Source organism: Agrobacterium sp. CNPSo 3708 (assembly GCF_028674915.1).
Lineage (GTDB): Bacteria > Pseudomonadota > Alphaproteobacteria > Rhizobiales > Rhizobiaceae > Agrobacterium > Agrobacterium cavarae.
Genome location: NZ_JAQZSF010000003.1, coordinates 415,751 through 438,490, shown reverse-complemented (window position 1 = coordinate 438,490; position 22,740 = coordinate 415,751). Strand labels below are relative to the sequence as shown.

At 59.4% G+C, this 22,740-nt stretch carries 18 protein-coding genes; 4 read left to right on the top strand and 14 right to left on the bottom strand.

Going from position 1 to position 22,740, the window contains the following annotated elements:
• Window positions 1-14: 14 nt before the first annotated feature.
• Window positions 15-2,189, bottom strand: a complete 2,175-nt coding sequence (gene ligA / locus PVA19_RS09525) for an NAD-dependent DNA ligase LigA (RefSeq protein WP_274102191.1) — start codon at window positions 2,187-2,189, stop codon at window positions 15-17.
• A gap of 128 nt (window positions 2,190-2,317) precedes the next feature.
• Between ligA and PVA19_RS09520 the strand changes: the two genes are divergently transcribed.
• The 3 genes from PVA19_RS09520 (at window position 2,318) to PVA19_RS09510 (ending at window position 4,189) form a co-directional block, all read left to right on the top strand.
• Window positions 2,318-2,932 (top strand): LysE family translocator, encoded by a 615-nt coding sequence (locus PVA19_RS09520; protein ID WP_274102190.1) that lies wholly within the window; start codon window positions 2,318-2,320, stop codon window positions 2,930-2,932.
• Between the two features lie 16 nt (window positions 2,933-2,948).
• On the top strand, window positions 2,949-3,311 hold the full coding sequence (locus PVA19_RS09515) for a VOC family protein (RefSeq protein WP_274102189.1): 363 nt from the start codon (window positions 2,949-2,951) through the stop codon (window positions 3,309-3,311).
• A gap of 110 nt (window positions 3,312-3,421) precedes the next feature.
• A complete protein-coding gene (locus tag PVA19_RS09510; protein WP_274102188.1) occupies window positions 3,422-4,189 on the top strand; it encodes an EAL domain-containing protein in 768 nt (255 codons plus the stop codon).
• A 26-nt stretch (window positions 4,190-4,215) separates the two neighbouring features.
• On the opposite strand, the gene recN is transcribed toward PVA19_RS09510, so the two are convergent.
• From recN to PVA19_RS09475, 7 genes are all read right to left on the bottom strand, one after another.
• Window positions 4,216-5,889: a DNA repair protein RecN gene (recN, locus tag PVA19_RS09505; RefSeq protein ID WP_274102187.1), complete on the bottom strand. Its 1,674-nt coding sequence runs from the start codon at window positions 5,887-5,889 to the stop codon at window positions 4,216-4,218.
• Window positions 5,890-5,904: 15 nt separating this feature from the next.
• Window positions 5,905-6,771: an outer membrane protein assembly factor BamD gene (locus PVA19_RS09500; protein ID WP_062426531.1), complete on the bottom strand. Its 867-nt coding sequence runs from the start codon at window positions 6,769-6,771 to the stop codon at window positions 5,905-5,907.
• A 468-nt stretch (window positions 6,772-7,239) separates the two neighbouring features.
• Window positions 7,240-8,199, bottom strand: a complete 960-nt coding sequence (gene lpxC, locus PVA19_RS09495) for a UDP-3-O-acyl-N-acetylglucosamine deacetylase (protein ID WP_116492242.1) — start codon at window positions 8,197-8,199, stop codon at window positions 7,240-7,242.
• Between the two features lie 297 nt (window positions 8,200-8,496).
• A complete protein-coding gene (gene ftsZ / locus PVA19_RS09490) occupies window positions 8,497-10,257 on the bottom strand; it encodes a cell division protein FtsZ (protein ID WP_274102186.1) in 1,761 nt (586 codons plus the stop codon).
• A 93-nt stretch (window positions 10,258-10,350) separates the two neighbouring features.
• Window positions 10,351-11,685 (bottom strand): cell division protein FtsA, encoded by a 1,335-nt coding sequence (gene ftsA, locus PVA19_RS09485; protein ID WP_062426528.1) that lies wholly within the window; start codon window positions 11,683-11,685, stop codon window positions 10,351-10,353.
• On the bottom strand, window positions 11,682-12,611 hold the full coding sequence (locus tag PVA19_RS09480; RefSeq protein ID WP_162693843.1) for a cell division protein FtsQ/DivIB: 930 nt from the start codon (window positions 12,609-12,611) through the stop codon (window positions 11,682-11,684). The genes ftsA and PVA19_RS09480 overlap by 4 nt, the downstream gene beginning before the upstream one ends.
• Complete coding sequence (locus tag PVA19_RS09475; protein WP_062440555.1) at window positions 12,599-13,525, bottom strand: D-alanine--D-alanine ligase; 927 nt, start codon at window positions 13,523-13,525, stop codon at window positions 12,599-12,601. The genes PVA19_RS09480 and PVA19_RS09475 overlap by 13 nt, the downstream gene beginning before the upstream one ends.
• Window positions 13,526-14,051: 526 nt before the next feature.
• Between PVA19_RS09475 and PVA19_RS09470 the strand changes: the two genes are divergently transcribed.
• Window positions 14,052-15,356, top strand: coding sequence for an MFS transporter (locus tag PVA19_RS09470; RefSeq protein WP_062426525.1), 1,305 nt, complete (start codon window positions 14,052-14,054; stop codon window positions 15,354-15,356).
• A gap of 119 nt (window positions 15,357-15,475) precedes the next feature.
• Here the strand turns inward: PVA19_RS09470 and murB are convergent, their stop codons facing one another.
• From murB to mraY, 6 genes are read right to left on the bottom strand one after another with little or no spacing between them, the layout of a single operon-like run.
• Window positions 15,476-16,441 (bottom strand): UDP-N-acetylmuramate dehydrogenase, encoded by a 966-nt coding sequence (murB, locus tag PVA19_RS09465; protein ID WP_062426524.1) that lies wholly within the window; start codon window positions 16,439-16,441, stop codon window positions 15,476-15,478.
• Window positions 16,438-17,853 (bottom strand): UDP-N-acetylmuramate--L-alanine ligase, encoded by a 1,416-nt coding sequence (gene murC, locus PVA19_RS09460; protein ID WP_062426523.1) that lies wholly within the window; start codon window positions 17,851-17,853, stop codon window positions 16,438-16,440. The genes murB and murC overlap by 4 nt, the downstream gene beginning before the upstream one ends.
• Window positions 17,850-18,986: an undecaprenyldiphospho-muramoylpentapeptide beta-N-acetylglucosaminyltransferase gene (gene murG, locus PVA19_RS09455; protein ID WP_274102185.1), complete on the bottom strand. Its 1,137-nt coding sequence runs from the start codon at window positions 18,984-18,986 to the stop codon at window positions 17,850-17,852. Before murG ends, murC begins: the two co-directional genes overlap by 4 nt.
• A 7-nt stretch (window positions 18,987-18,993) precedes the next feature.
• Window positions 18,994-20,148, bottom strand: a complete 1,155-nt coding sequence (ftsW, locus tag PVA19_RS09450; RefSeq protein WP_062426521.1) for a putative lipid II flippase FtsW — start codon at window positions 20,146-20,148, stop codon at window positions 18,994-18,996.
• Window positions 20,149-20,152: 4 nt separating this feature from the next.
• On the bottom strand, window positions 20,153-21,562 hold the full coding sequence (gene murD / locus PVA19_RS09445) for a UDP-N-acetylmuramoyl-L-alanine--D-glutamate ligase (protein ID WP_274102184.1): 1,410 nt from the start codon (window positions 21,560-21,562) through the stop codon (window positions 20,153-20,155).
• 3 nt (window positions 21,563-21,565) lie between these two features.
• Entirely contained in the window at window positions 21,566-22,666 is a 1,101-nt protein-coding gene (mraY, locus tag PVA19_RS09440; RefSeq protein WP_062426519.1) for a phospho-N-acetylmuramoyl-pentapeptide-transferase, read from the bottom strand.
• Window positions 22,667-22,740 lie beyond the last annotated feature (74 nt).

The following is a 22,740-nucleotide window of genomic DNA, read 5'->3' as shown; positions in this document are numbered from 1 at the left end:
TGACGTCAGCATCGTCACCCGCCGATCAAAGCCAACCACTCATCCTCATCCATGGTCTGCACGCCAAGCTCGCGTGCCTTGTCGAGTTTCGATCCCGCACCGGGACCCGCCACGACGATATCGGTTTTCTTCGACACCGAGCCTGCGACCTTGGCGCCAAGGCTTTCGGCCCGCGCCTTTGCCTCGTCGCGGGTGAATTTTTCCAGCGAGCCGGTGAAGACCACCGTCTTTCCAGCCACAGGACTTCCCTCCGTCGATGGCTTATCCGCCTCCTTCGGGCGAAGCTCCTTCATCAACCGGTCAATGACATCGAGATTGCGCGGCTCCTTGTAGAACTCCACAATGGCGCGCGCCACCACTTCACCGATGCCATCGATGCTGTTGAGTTCATTCCAGGCGTCGCCGGACGAATCAGCGGCAGCCTTCATCGACTCCTCGAAATGCGCATAGGTGCCATAGCTGCGGGCCAGAAGCTTCGCGGTCGTCTCTCCCACATGGCGAATGCCGAGCGCAAAAATGAGCCGGTGCAGATCGATCTCGCGCCTGGCATCGATGGCATCGAACAGCTTCTTGACGCTGACCTTGCCGAAACCATCGATATTCTCAAGCCTGGTCAGGTGACTCTGCTCCTGCCGTTCTTTCAGCGTGAAGATATCGGGAGCGGTCTTGATCGACAGCGCGGGATCTTCGCTCTCGAAGAAGAACTCGATCTGCTTGGTGCCGAGCCCCTCAATGTCAAAGGCATTGCGCGAGACGAAGTGCTTAAGGTGCTCCACCGCCTGCGCCCGGCAGACAAAGCCGCCGGTGCAGCGTGTGACCGAGTCGAGCTTGCCGGTCTTCTCATTGCGCTCGCGCACCGCATGGCTGCCGCAGACAGGACATTTTTTGGGAAACTCGTAAGGCTTGAGATTGTCGGGGCGCCTTTCCAGAACGACATCCAGAACCTGCGGAATGACATCGCCAGCGCGCTGGACGATGACGGTGTCGCCAATGCGGATATCATGCTCCTCCGGTCGGATGCGCTCACCGTGATTGCCGATCCCCTCGATGTAATCGGCATTGTGTAGGGTGGCGTTCGTCACCACCACACCGCCAACGGTAATCGGCGTCAGCCGCGCAACCGGCGTCAGCGCGCCAGTGCGACCGACCTGAATGTCGATCGCCTCGACGGTGGTAAAAGCCTGCTCGGCGGGAAACTTATGCGCCGTTGCCCAGCGGGGGCTGCGCGAGCGAAAGCCGAGACGTTCCTGCAGATCAAGCTCATCGACCTTATAGACGACGCCGTCGATATCGTAATCGAGGTCCGGTCGCGCAATCCCGATTTCATGATAGTGCTCAAGCAGTTGCGCGGCTGAAGTGAATCTCTTCATCAACGGGTTCACCGGAAAACCCCAGTCGCGGAATTCTTCGACAATGCCATGCTGCGTGTCGGCAATGCGCGTCGGCTGCCCGCCATTGGAGACCTCACCCAGCGCATAGGCGAAGAACTTCAGCTTGCGCCGTGCGGTGACAATCGGATCGAGCTGGCGCAACGATCCGGACGCCGTGTTGCGCGGATTGACGTAGGTCTGCTTGCCCTCCGCCTCCATCTGCGCATTCAGCGCCAGAAAGTCGCTTTTGGCCATATAGACTTCGCCACGCACTTCCACCACTTCCGGAACCCCGGCGGGAAGCTCGTTTGGGATTTCCTTGATGGTGCGGATATTGGCGGTGACATTCTCACCCGTCGTGCCATCGCCACGCGTCGCCGCCGTCGCCAGCCTGCCACGCTCATAGCGAATGGACATGGAAAGCCCATCGATTTTCGGCTCGGCGGTGAAGGCAATCGAGTCATCCGGCAGCCGCCCGAGGAAGCGGTAGACCGACGCGACGAAGTCGGCGACATCCTCGTCCGAAAAGGTGTTGTCGAGCGACAGCATCGGGCGCGCATGAACGATGGGCGCAAAAGTCGGCAGCGGCGCAAAGCCCACCTTTTTCGATGGGCTGTCGGCGCGCACCATTGCCGGAAAAGCCGCCTCGATCGCATCGTTGCGCCGTTTCAGCGCATCATACTCTGCGTCCGAAACCTCCGGCTGATCCTTGCCGTGATAGAGCGCATCGTGCCGCGCAATTTCCGCCGCGAGAAATGCAAGCTCGGAAGACGCTTCAAGCTCGGTCAGGTTTTCGACGGGTGTCTGGTCGTTCGACATGGCGGCCTCATTCGGGAATCTGCCTGAGCTTTTATCCAATTATTGGAGCTGGCGAAACGGCCCCTTTTCATCAGGACGGAATCGATTACTCTGAACATCCGGATAATCCCTCTGTTCCGGAGCCGCCCATGGACATGACGACCCTGATTGCCTTCGCCGCTGCCTTCTTCGTCTTCGCAGCCAGTCCCGGCCCCGACAATATGACCATCGTTGCGCGAACCATCACCCATGGCGCGCCCTCCGGCATCGCCTATGGGCTTGGTACCGTTGCAGGCATTCTGATCTTCCTAACGCTGGCCGCCTTTGGTCTGTCGCTGATCGCGCAGGAAATGGGCGTCGCCATGACGGTCCTACGCTATGGCGGTGCGGCCTATCTGATCTGGATGGGGGTGAAGATGTGGACGGCGCCAGCGGTCGTACCGCAGCTTCAGCCCGTGAGTGAGAGACGTCGCCTCTTCTCCATCTTCCTCACTGGCTTCGTCCTCAATCTCGGCAATCCGAAGATGCCGCTCTTCTATGTCGCGCTCCTGCCCAATATCGTCGGTGCATCGCTGACCGTGGATCATCTGGCAGCGCTCGCCGCCGTCATCCTCTGCGTCGAGGTGGTGGTGATCGGCGGGCACGTGCTGCTTGCGGTGAGAGCACGAAAGCTGCTGCGCTCGGAACGCATCGTTCGCCGCGTCAACCGCGTGGCGGGGGGCGTTATGATCGGCTCCGGCGTGGCTGTTGCGGCCAGCCGCTGAAACGAGCGAAGCGATCATGGTCGTCAAAAGGATCATCGCCAATATCGCCGCCCCGGATGTCAAAGCCGCCCAAGCCTTCTATGGCGATATCCTCAGCCTCGACCTTGCCATGGACCATGGCTGGATCGTCACCTTTGCAGCGCCCGTGATCGAGGCGCGACCACAAGTGAGCATCGCGACGCAAGGCGGATCAGGAACCCCCGTCCCGGATTTGTCGATTGAGGTTGACGATCTTGAGGAGGTGCTTCGGCGCGTGAAAGCGGCAGGCCTGAAGCTCGAATACGGCCCTGCCCGTGAGCCATGGGGCGTGAAGCGCATCTACCTCCGTGATCCCTTCGGCCGGCTGATCAATATCTTGTCTCACGAAGAAGAGGGTTGAGAGCGCCCTCCAACTGTACGTTTTAGGACGCAGATATAGCATCTTCTTCACACGAATACTTAAGACTACCCGGCTAGATTGTCCGCAAAAATCACGGAGAAAAGGCGGACATGTCGACAAAATGTGAAGGTTGCCGCGACGGCAAAGACCTCGACTTCCCATTCTCGATGGCATTTCAGCCTATCTTCGACGTCAACACCGGCGTGGTGTTTGCCAATGAAGCGTTGGTGCGTGGCCCAAATGGCGAGGGTGCGGGAACGGTTCTATCAAAGGTCGACGAGAGCAACCGATATACGTTCGATCAGCAATGTCGCGTCAAGGCGATTGAGCTCGCCGCGCGGCTATTCGATCCGACGGATACCACCAAGCTTTCCATCAACTTCATGCCGAACGCCGTCTATGAACCGCGCGCCTGCATCCGCCTGACGCTGGCAACCGCCATGAAGACCGGCTTCCCGCTGAACCGCATCATTTTCGAGTTCACAGAAACGGAAAAGCTGGACTCGGTGCATGTGCTGAACATCCTGCGCACCTACCGGGACATCGGCTTCATGACAGCGATTGACGATTTTGGTGCAGGTTATTCCGGCCTCAACCTTCTCACCCATTTCCAGCCCGATATCGTCAAGCTCGACATGGACTTGATCCGCGGCATCGATCGCGATCCGGTCAGACGCGTGATCCTGCGCAACACGCTGAACATGCTGGCCGATCTGAACATCACGCCGCTTTGCGAGGGCGTCGAAACAGCTGACGAACTTGCGGCACTCCGCGACCTTGGCGTCAACCTGATGCAGGGATATCTCCTGGCAAAGCCCGCTTTCGAATCCGTAACCGTGCCCAGCACGATCGCGGATGTGCTGGCACCTGCCGCATAATTTTAAAGGAAGCTTCGATCGATAGCTCAGTCCTGTGCGGCCAGCAGTCGCGCAGCAGCCGCCCTCGCCTCATCCGTCACCGACGCACCGGCGAGCATGCGCGCAATCTCTTCGGTGCGATGTTCCGGCTGCATGGTCGCAACGCGGGTCGCGATCCGCTCGGTGCCATCGCCCGCCGGTCCCTTGGCGATCAGCAGATGGGTTGAGGCACGTGCTGCCACCTGTGGCGCATGGGTGACCGACAAGACCTGAACTGTCTTTGATAGCCGCTTCAGCCGCTGGCCAATGGCATCCGCCACCGCACCACCCACGCCGGTGTCGATTTCATCGAAGACCAGTGTCGGGGCCGAACCGCGATCGGCAAGCGCCACTTTCAACGCCAGCAGGAAGCGTGAAAGCTCGCCGCCGGACGCCACCTTCATGATCGGGCCAGGTCGGGTGCCGGGGTTGGTCTGAACGTGGAATTCGACCACATCGATACCGTCTGCTGTGGCTGACGAGGCATCGCTCGTGACTTCCACGGTAAAGCGCGCCCGCTCCAGCTTCAAGGCCGGAAGCTCCGCCATCACCGCCTCGGACAGTGCCGCGGCCGCATTGCGCCGCTTGTCGGAAAGCGACAGTGCCGCTCGGTCGAAATCGGCCTTCACGACGCCGAGCTGCGCTTCGAGCTTCGCCAGCTTCTCTTCGCCGGCATCCAGATCGGCAAGATCCGTCACCATGCGCTCGGCGAGCGCTGGAAGATCGCTTACGGGAACGGAATATTTGCGGCCCGCAGCGCGAAGGGCAAAGAGACGCTCTTCGACGCGCTCCAACTCGCGCGGATCGAACTCGGTCCGGCGAAGCGCCGCTTCCACTTCCATCTGCGCATTGGAAAGATTGTCGAGCGCGGCGTCGAGCAGTTGCACCGTGTCTTCAAGCAGACCCGGAGCCTCATGGCTCTTGCGCTCCAGCCGCCGCATCATCGAGGCGATGATCGGCACAGGCGAGGCATTGCCGTTCAGGAATTCGCTGGCCTCGGCGATATCGCCGGCAATGCGTTCGGATTTCTGCATCACAGAACGGCGTTCCGCCAGTTCTTCCTCCTCGCCATCGCGAGGAGAAAGCGCTTCCAACTCTTCGACGGACGAGCGCAGATAATCCGCCTCTCGGGCAGCCGCCTCCACCTTGGCGCGGTGCACCTTCAAGCCGCGCTCGGCGTCCTTCCAGGTGCGGTAAAGGGCTTGAACGGAGGTAACCTCATCGCTGAGGCCTGCAAAGGCATCGAGAAGCGCACGGTGCGCATTGGTGTCCACCAGTGCCCGATCGTCATGCTGCCCGTGAATTTCCACCAGATGCTGGCCAAGCTGGCGCATCATCTGTACCGACACGGCCTGATCGTTCACATAGGCCTTGGTGCGCCCATCGGCGGATTGCACGCGACGAAAGATCAGATCGCCATCATCGTCGAGACCGTTTTCGCGCAGCAGCAGGCGCGCAGGATGATCCATGCCAACTTCGAAAGTGGCCGTCACCTGCCCCTTATCTTCGCCATGGCGCACGAGACCGCCATCGCCACGCCCACCAAGGGCAAGCGACAGGCTGTCGAGAAGAATGGATTTACCGGCGCCGGTTTCGCCGGTCAGCACGGAGAGACCGGCCTCGAACCCAAGGTCGAGCCGTTCGATCAGAACGATGTCGCGGATCGAAAGCTGGACCAGCATGGGAACGCCTTTGCCTTACGCTCCGATCAGCTTCTTGCCGGCGCGGGAAATCCAGGATTCGCGGTTTTCACGCGGCTCCAGACCCTGGCCCTTCAAGAGCTTGTAGGAATCGGCATACCATTGGCTGTCCGGGTAGTTGTTGCCGAGAACGGCAGCTGCCGTCTGGGCTTCATCCACCAGTCCCATGGCGTAATAGGCTTCTGTGAGACGTGCGAGCGCCTCTTCGATCTGGTTGGTGTTCTGGTACTGCTCCACGACGATGCGGAAGCGGGACACAGCAGCCAGATATTCCTTGCGCTCAAGATAGTAGCGACCGACCTGCATTTCGCGACCGGCAAGCTGGTCACGCGCGAAGCGGATCTTCGCCTGCGCATCGGCGACATATTCCGAATTCGGATAGTCGTTGACCACCTTGCTCATCGCTTCGATGGTACGTTGCGCAGCGCGCTGGTCCTGCGTCACGTCGGCGATCTGCTTGGAGTAAGCAAGACCAATCATGTACTGAACGTAGGCTGCGTCTTTGGCGCGCGGATATTGCTTGAGGAAGCGCTGACCGGATGTGATCGCTGCTTCGTTTTTGTTCTGACGCGTGGCGATGAAGGTGTTCATCACCAGAGCCTTCTGGCCCCACTCGGTAAACGGGTACTGCTTATCGATCGCGGTGAACTTGCGACCGGCTTCCGTCATGTTGCCCTTGTTCATATTGGCAAGCGCCTGGCGGTAAAGCACATCCGGCGGATCGGTTTCAACGCCGAGCTTGGTAATGTCAATATCGGGATCGGACTGGCAGGCAGTGACCAGCGTTCCGGCGCCAAGCAGCATCAGCGATACGAGCCCAACCCGCACCGTTCCATTCATTGCACCAGACCCAACACGCTTCATTCGACAGTTCCCACTTCCCGCGTCACTACAGAGCTTAGGCTTTCGCAGGCGGTTCTAGCCGCAAAAGCACCAGCAGGGCAACGCAATGATGACGCATTAACGCATTTTTATGGCAGGCTCACGCATCAAACGCGATAATCCCGGCCTCCACCCTTGCAACTCCTATTAGAGCGTTTCCTTTTTAAATGGAAGCGTTCTGCCGGAGCAGATTTCCTTTGCGCCGAAGGTGACTACCTAAGAGCGTACCCACAGGTACAGAAAAGCCGATCACCGTGGCCGCGGCAAACAATTCCCCGACAAACCACCCTCACCTCGGGAAACTCTCTGACGGTTGTCATCGCTTTTGCCAGCCTCCCATCTGGCAACGCCACCGCCCTTCGGCAGCACTCGATCACGCCTCAGCACGGACAAAAGAGAAAAGGCTGCCTGGAGGACAGCCTTTATGAAAAGTCGAATAGAATTATGATCTTATGCGGACCAGGGCGCAAATTCCGACTGGTTGATCGCCACGAATTCACGCGCACGAACGACCGGCTGACGCGCGGCAGGCGCTTCGACGATCTCATAGGCGGTCGGGTCGCTAAGAAGCGCCTTCAGCGCGTTCGCATTGACCTTGTGACCGCCGCGATAGGAACGGTAGCAGCCGATGAATTGTGCGCCGGCGAGCGCCAGATCGCCAACGGCGTCGAGCGTCTTGTGACGGACGAACTCTTCCTTCTCGTAGCGCAGGCCTTCCATATTGATGACCGTATGGTCGTCGGAGATGACAACCGAATTTTCCAGCGAGGAGCCAAGCGCGTAACCGGCAGCCCACAGGCGCTCCACATCACGCATGAAGCCAAAGGTGCGAGCACGCGAAAGCTCGTTCTTGAACGTCTCAGCCGTCAGGTCGCCCTTCCAGGTCTGGCGACCGATCAGCGGCGTATCAAAATCGATTTCGACTTCGAAGCGCGTACCATCATATGGGCGGAACTCCGCCCAGGACGCGCCAGCATCGATGCGAACCGGCTTGATGACGCGGATGTAGCGGCGCTTCACGCCAAGATTGACGATGCCAACCGATTCGATCGCTTCGATGAACGGTGCGGAGCTGCCATCCATGATCGGCACTTCCGGACCGTCGACTTCAACGATCAGGTTGTCGATGCCCATCGCGTAGATGCCGGCCATAACATGTTCAACGGTTGCAACGGACTGTGCGGGTGAACGACCGATCACGGTGCAAAGATCGGTGTTGCCGACATTGGCAGAAACCGCCTTCACTTCCACCACGGTACCGTTCTCCAGCGTGCGGCTGAAGACGATGCCCGTTCCGGCTTCCGCCGGCTGAAACGTCATGGAAGCCGGGTTGCCCGAATGCACGCCGATACCCTTGAGTTGAACAGGGTTGGCGATAGTTGTCTGAAAACCGAGCAATCCGATGGTCATGCGTATCAAGCCTTTTCATGTGACCCCGCCAGCAATGCCGGCTTGGTCCGAAGTCAAAAGAGGGGAAATGAAGCGCTCACGGAGACGTTATTTCCCATTCCCATGTTCTTACATACGCACACTGCAGCGCCATCACAAATCACTGTTGATTTCGCTTTGTTACAGACCCAAGCATTTGAAAGAATTGAGAGAAGCACCCTCGCACCGAGGCGGTGAAACACGAATACCCGGGCCTTTTAGACCCGGGTATTCGCTTAACGCAGAATCGCCTGATCGGTTCACCGACCGGCTATCCGATCAGTTCGACTGACGGCGCAGGAAGGCCGGAATTTCGAGCTGATCGTCTTCGTGATGGCTGGCAGAAGCCGGCGACTGGCGACCATGGTCATCCAGGTTGCCGCGACGCGGTGCGTACATGCTCGCTTCCGGAGACATCGGACGGCGCTGCTGCGGAGCGAGGCTCGGAGCATCCATCATATCGGAAGGAACAGTTTCTTCTTCATCGCGACGGCCGAGCGAATTTGTGATTCGCTTCAGCAGTCCCATGGGGCCGCGCTCTTCAGGTGCTGCGTGAGCAACCTGTGCACGGTGATCCATTTCAGCCTTCACCACTGGCGGAAAGTCCTCGACCTTTGGCATGCGAACCGGCTCCGGCTGGCGCGCGACAGGAGCTGGTTCATGATAAACCTGAGCCTGTGGCTGTGCCATGCGCGGAGCCGGCGCTGCGACCTGCTCCGGAGCGTGGTATACAGGTGCCGGAGCAGCCTGAACCGGTGCTGCGGGGCGAGCAACGACCGGCGCTTCGGCCGGAGCAGATGCGAACAGCTTGCTCTGTGGGCGGAACTCGGCTTCTGCCTGTGCCTGGCGCAACTGCTGTTCAGCAGCGGCCAGAGCGAGTTCGCGCTCCATATCGACTTCCGCAGCGCGGATGGTCTGAGCAATCGGATCTACGGACTTTGGTGCCTGCATAACTGGGGCAGGCTGAACTGCGGCCGGAGCGGATGCAACGGCCGCGGAGGGACGGATAACGGGCTTTGCTGCTGCAGCGGCGGCTGCACGCATCTCGGCGATGTTCTTTTCCATCTGGCCCGGTACACGGTCGATGCCGGTGGCAACGACGGAGACGCGGATGAGGCCTTCGAGCGCTTCGTCGAAAGTCGCGCCGAGGATGATGTTGGCATCCGGATCGACTTCTTCGCGAATACGCGTTGCAGCTTCGTCGACTTCGAAGAGGGTCAGGTCGCGACCACCGGTGATGGAGATCAGGAGGCCCTGTGCGCCCTTCATCGAGGTTTCGTCGAGCAGCGGGTTGGCAATTGCCGCTTCCGCAGCCTGCATTGCGCGGCCTTCGCCGGACGCTTCACCCGTACCCATCATTGCGCGGCCCATTTCGCGCATGACCGAGCGAACGTCGGCGAAGTCGAGGTTGATGAGACCTTCCTTCACCATCAGGTCGGTGATGCAGGCAACGCCGGAATAGAGAACCTGGTCGGCCATCGCGAAGGCATCGGCAAAGGTCGTCTTGTCGTTGGCAATGCGGAAGAGGTTCTGGTTCGGAATGACGATCAGCGTATCGACAGACTTCTGCAGCTCTTCGATGCCCTGTTCGGCCAGACGCATGCGGCGTCCACCTTCAAAATGGAACGGCTTGGTAACAACCCCGACCGTCAGGATGCCCTTGTTGCGGGCAGCCTGAGCAACGACCGGAGCCGCACCCGTGCCCGTGCCGCCGCCCATGCCGGCGGTGACGAAGCACATGTGGGTGCCATTCAGGTGGTCGATGATTTCATCGATGCACTCTTCGGCAGCAGCGCGACCGACTTCCGGCTGAGAACCCGCGCCGAGACCTTCGGTGACGTTGACGCCGAGCTGGATCACCCGGTCGGCCTTCGTCATCGTCAGGGCCTGCGCGTCAGTGTTGGCGACGACGAAATCGACGCCCTGCAGACCTGCCGTGATCATGTTATTGACAGCGTTACCGCCACCGCCGCCAACACCGAAAACGGTGATGCGTGGCTTCAGCTCGGTGATATCCGGCTTTTGCAGCTGTATTGTCATTTTACCATTCCTTCTTTTGATGGCCGGCAACGCCCCGCTGGCCAATTTCTTTGAACTTCACTCATTCCTCTTCCGTGATACGCAGGAAAAGGATCAGAAACTTTCTTTCAGCCACTGCCCCACACGGGCGATCCGCCCGCTGCCCATTCCAAACGGCGAGAACATTCCGCTCTGCGCCGCGTGAATTTCAATGTCCGCGATCTGCGGATAGATCATCAATCCGCAAGCCGTGGAAAAGGCCGGGCCCTTGGCCGCAACCGGCAGGCCCGCCACGCCCATCGGACGACCGATGCGCACATTGCGAGCCAGAATGCGACGCGCCGTTTCCGGCAGACCGGTGAGCTGGCTTGCGCCACCCGTCAGCACCACGCGCTTGCCCACGATCGGGCTGAAACCGGACTTCTGGATACGGTCGCGGATCAGTTCGAGCGTCTCTTCGATGCGAGCGCGAATGATGCGACTGACCAGAGCCTTCGAAACCTGCGATGGCTGATCGCGATCGTCCTCGCCAATCGGCGGAACGGCGATCATCTCGCGATCGTCCACGCCACCATTGGCAAGCGAGGAACCGTGAACGACCTTCAGACGCTCGGCATCCTCGATGCGCGTGGAAAGACCACGTGCGAGGTCGGTGGTGACGTGATGACCGCCAAGACCGATAGCATCGGTGTGAACCAGGCGACCTTCGGCAAAAACCGAAATCGTCGTGGTGCCGCCGCCCATGTCGATGGCAGCACATCCGAGTTCGACTTCGTCATCCACAAGTGCCGCAAGACCGCTGGCATAAGGGGTTGCAACGATGCCTTCGACCGACAGATGCGCGCGGTTGATGCAGAGCTCGAGGTTCTTCAGCGCCGTGCGCTCAGCGGTGACAACATGCATGTCCACGCCCAGAAGGTCGCCATACATGGAAAGCGGATCGCGAATGCCACGCTCGCCATCCAGCGAATAGCCGGTCGGCAGCGAGTGGAGGATTGCACGGTCCTGGCGCAGCGACTGCTGGCTTGCGGCAATCAGAACCTTGCGAAGATCGCCAGCTTCCACTTCCTGGCCGCCGAGATCGATGGAGGCGGTGTAGATGTCGCTTGCCAGACGGCCAGCCGAAACATTGACGATCAGGCTGTCGACGGTCAGACCCGCCATCCGCTCGGCCGCATCGACCGCAAGACGAATGACGCCTTCCAGCGCGTCGAGATCGGCGATCACGCCGGATTTCACGCCACGCGAGCGCTGATGACCAATGCCGATCACATCCACTTTATGGGTGCGACCGGGCAGAACTTCGCTCTCCTGACGCGGCGTCAGGCGGCCGATCATGCAGACCACCTTGGTGGAGCCGATATCGAGAACGGAAACCACATGGTTGCGCTTCGACGACAAGGGCTTCAGGCGCGGAAGACCGAACTGAGAAGAACCGAACAAGCTCATGTGCTCTTCTCCGCTTTCTTGAGGGCTTTGCTGCGGGCGTCAACGGCGGTCTGGCGACGCTCGGCCGCACCTTCCGTCAACTGCACCGTGGTGCGGTCGGAAAGGCGCAGGTCAACGGCAGCGACATCGCGCGAGAGGATTTTCTGCTCCATATCGAGGCGAGCAAGAAGCTGCAGCGCCTTCGGCACATTTTCTTCCGGCAACTTGACGACGATACCGTTGTCGAGATGCAGATCCCAGCGACGACCGGCGACGCGCACATAAGCGCGAACGCGGTTGCGGATTTCCGGCCAGTCGGCCAACTCGTCGACGAAGCCCGCAGCGCCCGTTTCGGCGTCACGGCCGACGAAGAGCGGTAGACCGGCATATTTGTTGTCCCGCAACGGCGCAATCACGCTGCCGCTCTTTTCGATCAGCGACAGTTCCGAACCGTGCTGCCAGATGCCGAAAGCCTGGCGCTCCTTCAGACGAACTTCGATCGTCTTCGGATAGACCTTGCGAACTTCGACATCTTCAACCCAGGGAAGCTCGGTCAGCTTCTTGCGCGCTGCATTGACGTCAAGAGCGATCAGCGACGTCGCGCCATCGAGACCAAGAAGCTGAAAGACTTCGATCTCCGACGTCTGCAGATTGCCGGAGACCTTCACGTCTTCGACGGCAAAACCGGCAGCAGAGGTCGTCGCCTGAGCGACCAGTTCCGTGTGGCCACCAAGCGACATGCCATAGAGACCAACGGCGGAGAAGAATACCAGTGTCGAAGCCGTACCGGTGTGAGCTGGAATGTGAATGCGCCCGGTCGCAAGGCTGGCGCAAAAACGGAACACACGACGTAGCGGACGCGGAAGGACGAGGCGATCGTCCGCACCGACCGATGCGTTGTTCACACGTTTTTTAGCTGTCGATCTTTTGCCGTTTACCGCAAGCACGACGCGTCCTCCACCATCCACCGGACAAGCTCACCAAAGGAACGGCCCTGATGAGCCGCCATTTCGGGCACGAGGGAGGTTGGCGTCATGCCCGGCTGGGTATTGATCTCCAGCCAGATAAGTTCGCCATCTTCTGAGAAACGGTCGTCGTAGCGAAAATCCGAACGGCTCACGCCACGGCAGCCAATCACCTGATGCGCCATGACTGCCAATGATTGGATTTTTTGGTAAATATTCGGTGAAATTTCCGCCGGGATGACATGCTTTGAGCCACCCTTGGCGTATTTCGCGTCGTAATCGTAAAAATTATGGCCGAGCGGCACCACTTCCGTGACACCGAGGGCTTCGCCATTCATCACGCCGCAGGTCATTTCACGGCCATGAACATAGCGCTCGACCATGACCGAATCACCATAACGCCATTCGGTCGAGCCCAGCACTTGCGGAGGATGAGATTGATCTTCCTTGACGATGACGACACCGAAGCTCGAGCCTTCGCGGACCGGCTTGACGACGTAAGGCGTCGCCATCGGATGCTCCGAACCGATATCGAAACGGTTCATCAGCTTTTCAGCAGCAACAGGAATGCCGGCGGCAGCAGCAATCTTCTTGGACTGCGACTTGTTCATCGCCAGAGAAGACGCCGCGACACCAGAATGCGTATAGGGAATTTCAAGATATTCCAGGATGCCCTGGATCGTACCGTCTTCACCGAATGGGCCATGCAGCGCATTGAAGGCGACATCGGGCCGCAGATCCGCAAGAACGGCAGCGATGTTGCGGTCGACATCCACACGCGTGACCTTATAGCCCTCGCCTTCCAGCGCGGACGCGCAAGCCTCTCCCGACGAGAGGCTGACCGGCCGCTCCGCAGAAAACCCACCCATAAGAACAGCTACGTGCTTGCCGCTCATAAAAACCTCTAACACCTGAAATTTCAGACGAGGCACCGGAACCGGAATGGTTCGCGATTCTCTCGCCCGACCCGTACGAGCCACTTAAACGTCATTAAGGTTAACGAAGCGTTTACTTTCCTTAACCGAAACGGCCCGCGATGCGATTTTTGTTAAAGAATCACATGAGGCACGGATTCCTTCCTTGGAATCAGAGTGTTGCGGTCGATGCAAGATTCAGAATTTCAACCGGATCAAATAAAACCGTTGCGCGGAGTTTGAGCATCGGCATCGAAAGCAAGATCGATTCGTTAAGATCGCCGGCTTGTCCCCAGGGTTTTTGACACCGCCTCGCGACACCGTTCGTCATGCCGATCACGGGCAAACGACAAGCCGGTTGAAGTCGCCACGAACGGAAACACCCTGCATTCCCTCATATTTTTTGCTGCTTATTGCGCTTTAAGCGTTTCAAAGGATCGAAAATTGCGTTAACGCAACCGCAGCCTCTTGAAGGTCATAAGTCCTACTTAACAATGGAACGAATATAATGACTGACGCGATATCGCCTGTATCGCCGACAGCTGACAAGCCGAACGATGTAAAGACAAATTCGCCTGCACGAGTTCTCACTGCCAGCCTGGTCGGCACGACCATCGAATTCTTCGATTTCTACGTTTATGCGACCGCAGCCGTGCTCGTGTTTCCGACGCTGTTCTTCCCCAACAGCGATCCGATGACGGCGCTTCTTGCATCCTTCGCCACCTTCTCGATCGCCTTCTTTGCCCGTCCGCTCGGCGCGCTGGTGTTCGGCCACTACGGTGACCGCGTCGGCCGCAAGACGACGCTCGTTGCGGCTCTTCTGACAATGGGCATTTCCACCGTCGTGATCGGTCTTCTGCCGTCCTATGAGACAGCCGGCGTTCTCGCTCCGCTGCTGCTGGCACTATGTCGTTTCGGTCAGGGCTTTGGTCTTGGCGGTGAATGGGGCGGTGCCGTTCTTCTGGCAACGGAAAACGCGCCTCCCGGCAAACGCAACTGGTATGCCATGTTCCCGCAGCTTGGCGCACCGGTCGGTCTCTTCCTGTCCTCCGGCATCTTCTGGCTGCTTCTGCATGTCATGTCGAATGAAGCGCTGATTTCCTGGGGCTGGCGTATTCCATTCATCGCTTCCACGCTGCTGATCGCCGTTGGTCTGTGGGTCCGTTTCTCCATCTCGGAAACACCTGCCTTCCAGAAGGCCATCGACAAGCATGAGCGCGTTGCGGTTCCTGCCAAGGAAATCTTCACCAAGTACAAGCGCAGCCTGTTCCTCGGCACCTTCGTAGCGCTCGTCACCTTCGTGCTGTTCTACATCGCAACCGCCTGGCTGCTGTCCTACAACGTCAAGGTTCTGAAGATCCCCTTCCTCGACGCGCTGGAAATCCAGATCCTCAGCGCCGTCGTCTTCGGCATCTTCATTCCGCTGACCGGCATCGTCGGTGACAAGGTCGGTCGTCGCCTGTCGCTGATCGTCATCACGGTCCTGATTGCCGCCTTCTCCTTCCTGCTTCCGGTTCTGCTGGGCGGCGGTGAAGCAGGTGTTGCGATCTTCGCAGCTTCCGCCATGGCGCTGATGGGTATGACCTACGCGCTGATCGGTGCAGCACTCGCGGCACCCTTCCCCACCAGCGTGCGCTACACCGGCGCGTCGCTGACCTTCAACTTCGCAGGCATCGTCGGCGCCTCACTCGCTCCTTACATCGCGACGTGGCTGCAGACGACTTACGGCATGGCAGCCGTCGGCTACTATCTCGGCCTTGCTGCCGTCATCACGCTGATCTGCATCCTGGCCTCCGGCAAGGACGAAGTCTAAGGACCACGGACAAGCGGCGCACCATCACGGATGCGCCGCTTGCCCCTGAATCAAGCTCACAAAAAAGCCCGCGAAGTTTCTGACTCCGCGGGCTTTTCTTTGATTGCTAATGACGGCGCTTATGCGCCGAGAAACGGCTCGACTTCCCGGCCCGGCATGAAAAGTCCGAGGCGCTTGATTTCCCATTCAAGACGAATACCCGAATTTTCGAAGACCCGCTTGCGCACGGCTTCACCAAGATATTCGAGATCGTAGCCCGTCGCGTGACCGGTATTGATCATGAAGTTGCAATGTAGCGACGACATTTGTGCGCCGCCGATCACCATGCCGCGACCACCCGCCTCGTCGATCAGTTCCCAGGCGGAATGACCTTCCGGGTTCTTGAAGGTCGAGCCGCCCGTCTGTTCGCGGATCGGCTGAACCGTCTCGCGGTGATGACGCACAGCGTCCATGTCGGCCCGGATCTTCGCACGGTCTTCCGGATAGCCCTCAAACAGCGCACCGGTAAAAATCAGGTCCTTGTCCGCACCCGAGTGGCGGTAGCTATACTGCATATCGGCATTGGAGAGCACATGGCTGTTGCCCTTGCGATCCAAAGCATAGACTTCGACAACGCGATCGCGGGTCTCGCCACCATTGGCGCCGGCATTCATGCGCAGCGCGCCGCCGATGGAGCCTGGAATGCCATAGTAGAAATGGAAGCCGCCAATGCTGTTGTCCATTGCCATGGCAGCGATATGCTTGTCCGGGCAGATGGCACCGGCCTTGATGCGGTTCTCGCCTGCAAGCTCCACCTGACCGAAACCCTTGGCGGACAGACGTACGACCACGCCTGGAATGCCGCCATCACGCACGAGCAGGTTGGAACCGACGCCAACGACTGTCAGCGGCACATCGTCCGGCAGAAGCTTGAGGAAAGTGATGAGATCATCCGTATCGTGGGGCTGGAACATCAGTTCCGCAAGACCACCGGCCCTGAACCACGTCACGCGATCCATTGGCGAGTCCGGCGTCACACGTCCTCTTAGTTCCTTTACTCCGTCGCCGAGCCTTCCCAGCAACTTTACCCCATCCACCTGTCTCATGCAGACTTTCCTGAAATGCTATCCAATTCCGAGGGCAGCGCTGCCGCCCACTGCGTAATATTACCAGCCCCCAAGAGAACCACGAAATCACCCGGATTCGCAATGGCTGCGACCGTCTTTGCCAGATCGTCCCGCGAAGCGAGGTATCGGGCATCGCGATGTCCCGCAGCTCTGGTTGCGGAAACCAGCGTCTCGGAGTTCACGCCCTCAATGGCATCTTCACCCGCAGCATAGACCGGAGCAAGAAGAATCGTGTCCGCATCGTTGAAGCAATGGGCGAAATCCTCGAAAAGGCTCGACAGGCGCGTAAAGCGGTGAGGCTGATGCACGGCGATGATACGGCCCTGGCAGGCCTCACGTGCGGCCTTCAGCACCGCCTTGATTTCCACCGGATGATGACCGTAATCGTCGAAGACCTGAACGCCATTCGATTCTCCCGTCAGCGTGAAGCGACGCTTGACCCCGCCGAAAGATCCGAGCCCCTTCTTGATGTCGGCCTCTGAAATGCCAAGACGGTTGGCAACAGCGATCGCCGCCGTGGCGTTCGAGATATTGTGACGGCCGGGCATCGGCAGGACAAGATCCTTGAAGGAAAACACCTTGCCCGTGCGGCGGCGGCGGATCTCCACGTCGAAGACGGACTTCGTGCCGTCGATACGGACATTGGAGAAGCGCACATCGGCCTGCGGGTTCTCACCATAGGTGATGACCTTGCGGTCCTCGATCTTGCCGACCAGCGTCTGCACTTCTGGATGGTCAAGACACATGACGCCGAAGCCATAGAATGGCACGTTTTCCACGAACTGGCGGAAGGCCTCACGCACGGCATCGAAATTGCCGTAGTGGTCGAGATGCTCCGGGTCGATATTGGTCACGACCGCAACATCGGCGGGAAGCTTCAGGAAGGTGCCGTCGGATTCATCGGCCTCCACCACCATCCACTCACCCTCGCCCATGCGGGCATTGGTGCCGTAGGCGTTGATGATGCCGCCATTGATCACGGTCGGATCGAGATTGCCGGCTTCCAAGAGCGTCGCCACCATGGAGGTCGTCGTGGTCTTGCCATGCGTGCCGCCAATGGCAATCGCATTGCGAAAGCGCATCAGTTCGGCCAGCATTTCGGCACGGCGAACGATCGGCAGGTGCTTTTCGCGCGCGGCAACCAGTTCCGGATTGTTCTTCTTGATGGCGGTCGACACGACGACCACTTCCGCGTCACCCAGGTTTTCGGCCTTGTGACCGACGAAAACTTCGATGCCCTTGTCGCGCAGACGCTGCACATTGGCGCTGTCTGCCTGATCGGAACCCTGAACGCGATGGCCGAGATTGTGCAGCACCTCGGCAATACCGCTCATGCCGATGCCGCCAATTCCGATGAAATGGACAAGACCGATGGCTTTCGGCATCTTCATGGATGCACTCCTTCATTCTTCGATTTGAATTGCTGAACACTTGTCCCCGCGGCGATCGCCTCCACAAGATCGGCAAGGCGCTTGGCGGCATCCGGCTTGCCGGTGGCCTTGGCGGCGGCGGCAGTCTTCTCCAGTCGTGCTGGGTCGTTCATCGCGTCTGCCAGCAGGGCAGAAAGTGCTTTTGGCGAAAGCTCGGGCTGCTTGATGACGCTGGCACCGCCAGCGGCAGAAAGGGCCGCCGCATTGGCCGCCTGATCGTGATCGAGAGCGTGCGGATAGGGAACCAAAACAGATGGACGGCCGATTACGGAAAGCTCCGAGACGGTCGAAGCGCCGGATCGGCTGATCACCAGATCTGCTTGCGCGAGCCGTTCGGCCATATCACCGAAGAAGGGCGAGATATCCGCCTTCACGCCGAGCTTTTTGTAGGACTCGACGACGCTGTCCTTGTCCTCGACCCGCGCCTGCTGGGTCAGTTTGATACGGTTGCGCAGATCGTTGGGCAACAGGCAGATCGCCGCCGGGACAGCAGCCGAGAAAAACTGCGCGCCCTGGCTTCCGCCAAATACCACGAGGTTGAAATCTTCACCCGCCTGAGATGGCGTGTAGGCAATCTCGGCAGCAGACAGCACCGCAGGGCGGACAGGGTTGCCCGTCATGACGATCTTGTCACCGAACTCGCCCTGGTTCTCCGGCAGGAAGCCACCGGCGATCGCCTTCACCCGCTTTGCCAGCGCCTTGTTGGCGCGACCCATGACAGCATTCTGTTCATGCAGCAGCGAAGGAACACCCATGCCGGTCGAGGCGAGAAGCGGCGGCACTGTCGGATAGCCGCCGAAGCCAACGACGGCAACCGGCTTCAAGCGCGTCATCAGCTTGCGCGCAGAGCGAAGACCGGTCCAGAGCGTGGCAAGCGCCTTGATGACGCGGATCGGGTTCTTCGAGCCGATCGTCGCAGACGGCACGACGTGAATTTCGTCGGCAGGAAATTTGCCCGCATAGCGCTCGGCGCGGCTATCGGTCACCAGATGCACGGAGTAACCGCGCGCCTTCAACTCGTAGGCAAGTGCCTCTGCCGGAAAAACATGGCCGCCGGTTCCACCGGCGGCAAGCAAAACGATACCCTTGCTCATCACTCTTTTACTCCGCAGGAAGACCCGCGCCGACGCGGAAGAAGCTGCGCTCCTGTGCGCGCTTCTCGGGCCTGTGTCGTGTCAGCGCCAGCAGGAAGCCAGCCGTCACGCATATCGCCATCATCGAAGAACCGCCATAGGAAATCAGCGGCAGCGTCATGCCCTTGGCCGGCATGAGTTCGAGATTGACGCCAATATTGATCATCGACTGGATACCGATCTGAAGAACCAGACCTGCCACGGCAAAGCGGACGAAATCGTCCTTTTCCTTGAAGGCGTGGCTTAAGCCCCGCAGCACGATGAAGGCGAAGATCGCAACCAGGGCCATGCAGAAGACGATACCGAACTCTTCCGCAGCAACGGAGAAGATGAAGTCGGTATGGCTATCGGGAATGATGCGCTTGACGATGCCTTCACCCGGTCCCTGGCCGAACCAGTCGCCGCGAATGATCGCTTCACGCGCCGTGTCCACCTGGAACGTGTCGCCCTCACCCGTCCAGAAACGGTCGATACGACCCGCAACGTGTGGCAGCATCAGATACGCGGTGACGATACCACCGACACCAAGACCGCCGAGCATGATGATCCAGAACCACGGCACACCAGCCATGAAGAACATGCCGCCCCAGACGACGGATGTCAGAATCGTCTGCCCGAAGTCCGGCTGTGCAATCAGAAGGGCTGCAACAATGCCGAAGGTGATGATGGCGAAAAGATTGCCGGGGATTTCCGGATGACGAGCCCGCTCGGCGAAGAGCCAGGCGCAGACAATGACGAAGGCCGGCTTCATGAATTCGGACGGCTGGATGGAAAAGCTGCCGATCGAAATCCAGCGGCGGGCACCCTTGACCTCGATGCCGAAGAACAGCGCGAAGATCATCATCAGCAGCGAGGCGATCAACAGCACGATGGCGACGCGCCGCACCTGGCGCGGCGACAGAAACGACAGACCGATCATGATCGCCAGCGACGGGACGATGAACATCGCCTGGCGCTCGACGAAGAAGAAGCTATTGAGACCGATGCGCTCGGCAACTGCGGGGGACGCAGCAAAAGACAACATCAGGCCAATGCCGATGAGAGCAATGAAGGCCGCCAGGAAAAAGCGGTCGATTGTCCAGAACCACTCCGCGACTGGACCGCGGTCAGTACGGCTTACCATGTCTTCAGTGCTCCTTTTGCACTTCCACCAGCATCGTCACACCATCGAGTGCAGCGACGTGGGAAACGAACGAATCACCACGTATTTCAAAATTCTTATATTGATCGAAACTTGCGCAAGCCGGGGAGAGCATCACGACATTGCCGCTCGCACCATCGGCAAGGGCATCGGCCGCGGCATGCTGTACCGCTTTGTCCAGCGTACCGGAGATCTCGTAAGGCACCACCTCACCCAGCGTCGCAGCAAATTCCGCCGCCGCCTCGCCGATCAGATAGGCCTTGGCGATGTGGGGAAAGAGCGGTGACAGGCTGGTGATGCCGCCGGCCTTGGGCAAGCCGCCAGCAATCCAGTAAATCCGGTCGTAGCTCGAAAGCGCCGGTGCCGAAGCGTCTGCATTGGTGGCCTTGCTGTCATTGATGAAGGTGACATTGCCACGCCGCCCGACAGGCTGCATGCGATGCTTCAGGCCCGGGAATGATGTCAAGCCTGCCCTCACCTCATCGTCGGAGATGCCGACCGCCAGGCAAGCCGCAATCGCAGCGGCCGCGTTCTGGGCATTGTGGCTGCCGCGCAGCGTCTGGATACCGTCAAGATCGACGAGCAGCGACGACGTGCCACCCGCGGCCTTCATGACCCGGCTGCCTTCGGCATAAAGCCCGTCCGCCACGACATTGCGCTTGGATATCCGGGTGACGTTGACGCCAGCACGTTCGATGCGGTCCGCAATCAGCGTGCAGTAGCTATCATCGACGCCGACGATGGCGGTATCGCTTCCTGCAACGAGACGCTCCTTCACATCGGCATAGTGCTGCATCGTGCCGTGGCGATCGAGGTGATCCGGCGTCAGGTTGAGCAGAATACCAGCGGTCGGGTTCAATGTCGGAGCGAGATCGATCTGATAGGACGAGCACTCGACGACATAGAAGCGTTCTGCTTTCGGCGGGTCGAGGCTGAGAACGGCCGTGCCGATATTGCCGCCAAGCTGTGTATCGCGGCCTGCCGATTTCAGAATGTGCGCAATCAATGCCGTCGTGGTGGATTTGCCATTGGTGCCGGTAATGGCGATGAAAGGGCACTTCGGCGCATGAGCGCGGCGTTCGCGAACGAAAAGCTCGATATCGCCAATCACCTCGACGCCCGCCGCCTTGGCAAGATCGACAGACCAGTGCGGCTTCGGATGCGTCAACGGCACGCCCGGCGCCAGCACGAAAACGGCAAGCTTCGACCAGTCCAGCGTGCGCAGGTCAGCAGTCGGGATACCCTCGCTTTGCGCCTTCGCAACACTGTCGGGGTTGTCATCAAAGGCAATGACATCGGCGCCGCCGGCGACCAGGGCCTTGGCGGTCACGAGGCCGGAGCCACCAAGACCAAAGAGAGCAACCTTCTTGTCCGCAAGTGTGGTGACGGGGATCATCGCTTACCTCAGCTTCAGCGTGGCGAGGCCGAGCATGGCGAGACCGACGGAGATGATCCAGAAGCGGATGACCACCTGGCTCTCCGTCCAGCCCTTCTTTTCGAAATGGTGGTGGATCGGCGCCATCAAAAACACGCGCCGTCCGGTGCGCTTGAACCAGAACACCTGGATGATGACGGAGAGCGTCTCCATGACGAAGAGACCGCCGACGATCACCATCACGATCTCATGTTTGACAGCGACGGCGATGGAGCCAATCAGGCCACCAAGCGCCAGAGAACCGGTGTCCCCCATGAAGATGGCAGCGGGCGGCGCATTGAACCAGAGGAAGCCAAGACCGGCACCGATTACGGCACCGACGATCACCGCAAGCTCACCGGTTCCGGGCACGAAATTGATCTGGAGGTAGTTCGCAAAGATCGCATTACCGACGAGATAGGAAATCACGCCGAAGGTCGCAGCCGCAATCATCACCGGCACGATGGCAAGACCATCGAGACCATCGGTCAGGTTGACCGCGTTACCGGCCGCCACGATAACGAACGCGCCGAAGAGAACGAAGAAATAGCCGAGATTGATCACGAATTCCTTGAAGAAGGGAAAGGCGACCGAGCTTCCAAGCGTTCCGCCATGCGGTGCCGTCGCAAGCGCAATCTTCATCATGAAAAAGGTGGCGATGGCAGCAATAACGAATTCGATGCCGAGACGCGCCTTGCCGGAAAAGCCCTTGTCGCTCTGCTTGGTCACCTTCAGGTAGTCGTCGTAAAAGCCGATGGCGCCAAAGCCGAGCGTCACCAGAAGAACCGCAACCACATAGACATTCGACAGATCGCCCCAGAGCAGCGACCCGCCAAGAATGCCTGCGAGGATCATTAGGCCGCCCATGGTCGGCGTACCGGCCTTCTTGAAGTGGGTCTGCGGGCCATCGGCGCGGATCGGCTGACCCTTGCCCTGGCGAATGCGCAGCGAATTGATGATGGCCGGTCCAAACAGGAAGACGATGAGAGCGGAGGTGAAGAGCGCTGCACCCGCCCGGAACGTGATGTACCTGAACAGGTTGAAGATTTGAATTTTGTCCGACAGTTCAACGAGCCAGATCAGCATGTTTGCCCTTTCGAAAGGCGGTCGAAGCGGCGGGCGGGAGGTAATGCCAGCGCCGCTTCAAGGTCCTTGTTTCC